At 37.7% G+C, this 3,925-nt stretch carries 2 protein-coding genes; both read left to right on the top strand.

Annotation, left to right across the window (positions count from 1 at the left end; all coding sequences use genetic code 11):
- The coding region (locus H7254_RS15850; RefSeq protein WP_301933892.1) for an N-6 DNA methylase at positions 1–2,836 on the top strand (2,836 nt) is incomplete at its 5' end.
- Between the two features lie 59 nt (positions 2,837–2,895).
- Positions 2,896–3,723: a Bro-N domain-containing protein gene (locus H7254_RS15845; protein ID WP_301933891.1), complete on the top strand. Its 828-nt coding sequence runs from the start codon at positions 2,896–2,898 to the stop codon at positions 3,721–3,723.
- Positions 3,724–3,925: the final 202 nt, after the last annotated feature.

Below are 3,925 nucleotides of genomic sequence, written 5' to 3'. Positions count from 1 at the left end.
CAAACGCCTTTTTTTTGTGGAAGCCAAAAAGCCCAGCGTGGCGGTAAAGGATGAAATAATGCCGGCCTACCAAATACGCCGCTATGCCTGGAGCGCCAAACTACCTATTAGTATTCTTACAGATTTTGAAGAGTTTGCCATTTACGATTGTAATAAAAAACCCAATGCCACCGATAAACCAAGTGTAGGCAGAATAAAGTACCTCACCTTTAGAGAATACCTGAAGGAGTTTGATTTTTTATGGGATACTTTCTCTAAAGGAAGTGTACTAAGGGGCAGCTTCGATAAATTTATTGCCGCTGATAAAAACAAAAAAGGAACCACCACAGTTGACAAAGAATTTTTAACCAGCCTGGATGAATGGCGCAAGCAACTGGCCCTGAATATTGCTCTGCGAAACGAAGCACATACAGAAGAGGAACTAAACTTTGTGGTACAACAAAGCCTCGACCGCCTGATATTTTTACGCATTGCCGAAGACCGTGGCGTAGAAGAATATGGCAGGCTAAAAACCTTTGTCACCTCCCCAAAAGGAGGAAGCCCTGAGGGTGCTTGTTACCAAAACCTGTTTACCTATTTTAAAGAAGCCGATAGCAAGTACAACAGTGGCTTGTTTGATTTTAAAAAGGACAGCATCAGCCACAAAACGCTGGTAGATAACAAAACCATTAAAGGCATTATCAACGAACTGTATTACCCCATTAGCCCTTATGAGTTTAGTGTGCTGAGTGTAGAAATACTGGGCAGTGCGTACGAACAGTTTTTGGGTAAACAAATAAAACTTACACCCGGCCACCGGGCTGTTATTGAAGAAAAGCCCGAAGTACGCAAGGCCGGTGGGGTATATTATACACCTCAATACATAGTGGAATACATTGTAGAAAATACGGTGGGTAAACTGGCCCCTATGCCCCCATCCCCTAAAGGGGAGAAAGGGATTACCCCTGCGGAGGTAGCCAAATTAAAAATAGTGGACCCCGCCTGTGGCAGTGGTAGTTTTTTGCTGGGAGCTTACCAGTATTTATTAAACTGGCATGTAGAATTTTTTATGCCTGAGTTTGAAAAGCTTACCGCCATTGCACAAAACAGCAAAGACTATACAGAAAAGGAAAGAAACGAAGCCATTAAAGAACGCAACAAACTGCCACTAACACCCACCGGCAATTTAACCACAGCTTTAAAAAAGCAAATTTTGCTCAACAATATTTATGGGGTAGATATAGATACACAGGCTGTGGAAGTAACCAAACTAAGCCTGCTGCTAAAATGTATGGAAGGCGAAACCGGCAGCAGTATTAATGCCGAAATGCGCTTTGGCGAAAGGGTACTGCCTACGCTGGATAGCAATATAAAAAGCGGCAATAGTTTAATTGACATGGATTTTTATAATGGGCAAATAGACTTTGAACCGGCATTGGAAAAGAAAGTAAAACCCTTTAGCTGGGAGCAGGGATTTGCAGCAGTATTTAAGCAAGGAGGATTTGATGTGGTGATTGGGAACCCGCCGTATGTGAAAATCCAAACAATGAAAGAGATTTCTAAAGACTCTGTAAACTACTACAAGTTCAAATATAAATCTGCTGAATATGGAAACTACGATTTGTATGTCGCTTTTGTGGAGAAAGGCTTTTCATTGCTTGGTAAGAAAGGCTTATTGGGTTTCATTTTGCCTAATAAATTTTTCAATACAGATTACGGCAGAGGACTGAGAGGTTTTATTAATGATGAAAAAGCCTTGGATAAAATTGTAGACTTTGGTAGCAATCAAGTATTTGAAAATGCTACAACATACTGCTGTCTTCTCTTTTTAAATACAATTGAGAAAAACACTTTCAACTATTTAAAAGTAAATCCTGATGTTCTTTCTGCTGAACATAATTTTATAAACTTGTCTAAGAGTGAATACTCAAATGATGTATGGAATTTTCAAGGGGAAAATGAAAATAAAATACTTTTGAAATTAAATGTGCAATCCGTCAAATTGATCGATTTGCCTTGTGAAATATCAAGGGGATCTAGTACTGGAAATGATAGCGTTTTTATTGTACAAGAAAATAGAGACGGAACTTATACAACAGCAGCAGGTAATATTATAAACCTTGAAAAGCAAGTTTTAAGAAAACCAATTTTTGCAACAAACTATACAAGATATAATTTACGAAAAGACACTAATGAGTATTTAATATTCCCTTATCGACTAGATAATAAAGCTTCTATAATTGATGAATTGGAATTAAAAAATTTATATCCATTAGCTTATTCTTATTTAAAATCTCAGAAACTAAAACTTGAAGAAAGAGCGCAATATCAGCAATGGTATTCTTATAGTGCACCAAGAAGTTTATTGCTACATTCAAAGGCTGATATCCTAATTCCTTTACTTGCAGATAAAGGACTTTTTACTGAATTACCTTTCAATAAAGCTCAATACACTTTAATGGCTGGTGGTGGATTTTCAATTTCAATAATAAATGAAAATATTGATAAGCATTTTTTATTGGGTCTTTTAAATTCTAATTTACTTTTTTGGGTGCTAAAAAATATCAGCAATGTTTTCAGAGGTGGTTGGATCACTTGTACAAAACAATATTTCTCTCAATTACCCATCAAACAAATCGACTTCACCAACAAATCCGAAAAATCCCTCCACGACGAAATCGTTCAATTAGTAGAAACCATGCTGCAACTGCAACAACAAAAGCAAAGCAGTCATTTACCCAACGAGTTACAGCTATTGGAGCAACGCATTGTTTATACAGATGCTGCCATCAATAAAAAAGTGTATGCACTGTATGGGTTAACGGAAGATGAGGTGAAGTTGGTGGAGGGGGTGTGAGTTAGAGTGGTGTAACCACTGGGCAGCAAAACAAACATAGATCATAAAAATGAATGCTTATGACAAGTATAAAACTATTTGAGGACCAAAAAATACGAACTCGTTATGTGGCAACAGAAGAGATTTGGTATTTCTCTGTTATTGATATTATTGAAGTGTTAACCGGTAGTAGCATTCCTAAGCGTTATTGGAGTGATTTAAAAAAGAAATTACAAAAAGAGGGAAGTCAGTTGTACGAAAAAATCGTACAACTCAAGTTTGAAGCATCCGATGGCAAGCAGTATGCTACCGATTGCCTGAGTACAGAAAATTTACTGCGGCTCATTCAATCTATTCCATCACCAAAGGCAGAACCGTTTAAAGTATGGCTTGCCAAAACCGGTTACGAACGAATAGAAGAAATACAGGATCCGGAAAAAAGTATAGACAGAGCCATGGAGAATTATTTGCAATTGGGTTATAGTAAAGATTGGATAAACCAACGCTTAAAGAGCATCGAGGTAAGAAAAGAACTTACAGATGAATGGGATGAACGAGGGGTAAAAAAAGGGCAAGAGTATGCAACATTAACAGACATTATTACGCAAGCATGGAGTGGTAAAACTGTAAAAAATTATAAGCACCACAAAGGCTTAAAAAAAGAAAACCTGCGGGACAACATGACCAATCTGGAACTGGTACTAAATATGCTGGCCGAAGCTACCACTACCGAAATAAGTAAAGAGAAAAAACCGGCAACTTTTGATGATAATAAAAAAATAGCCCGTCAGGGAGGCACTATTGCCGGCAATACACGAAAAGCCATTGAAGTTAAAACTGGAAAAAAAATAGTAACTAACTTAAACGCCAAAGCATTAAAAGAAAATAAAAAAAAGGGATTGAGTTAAAAGACAACTGGTTGAAGATGCCTTAGCTTAATCTTTAATTCCGCTACCCCACCATCATGCTGCAACTGCAACAACAAAAGCAAAGCAGTCATTTACCCAACGAGTTGCAGCAATTGGAGCAACGCATAGTTTATACAGATGCTGCCATCAATAAAAAAGTGTATGCACTGTATGGATTGAGTGAGGAGGAAGTGAGGGCGGT

This window comes from Ferruginibacter sp. (assembly GCF_014377975.1).
Lineage (GTDB): Bacteria > Bacteroidota > Bacteroidia > Chitinophagales > Chitinophagaceae > Ferruginibacter.
Note: the sequence above shows the minus strand (reverse complement) of the source record. Positions and strands in the feature narration are given on the sequence as shown.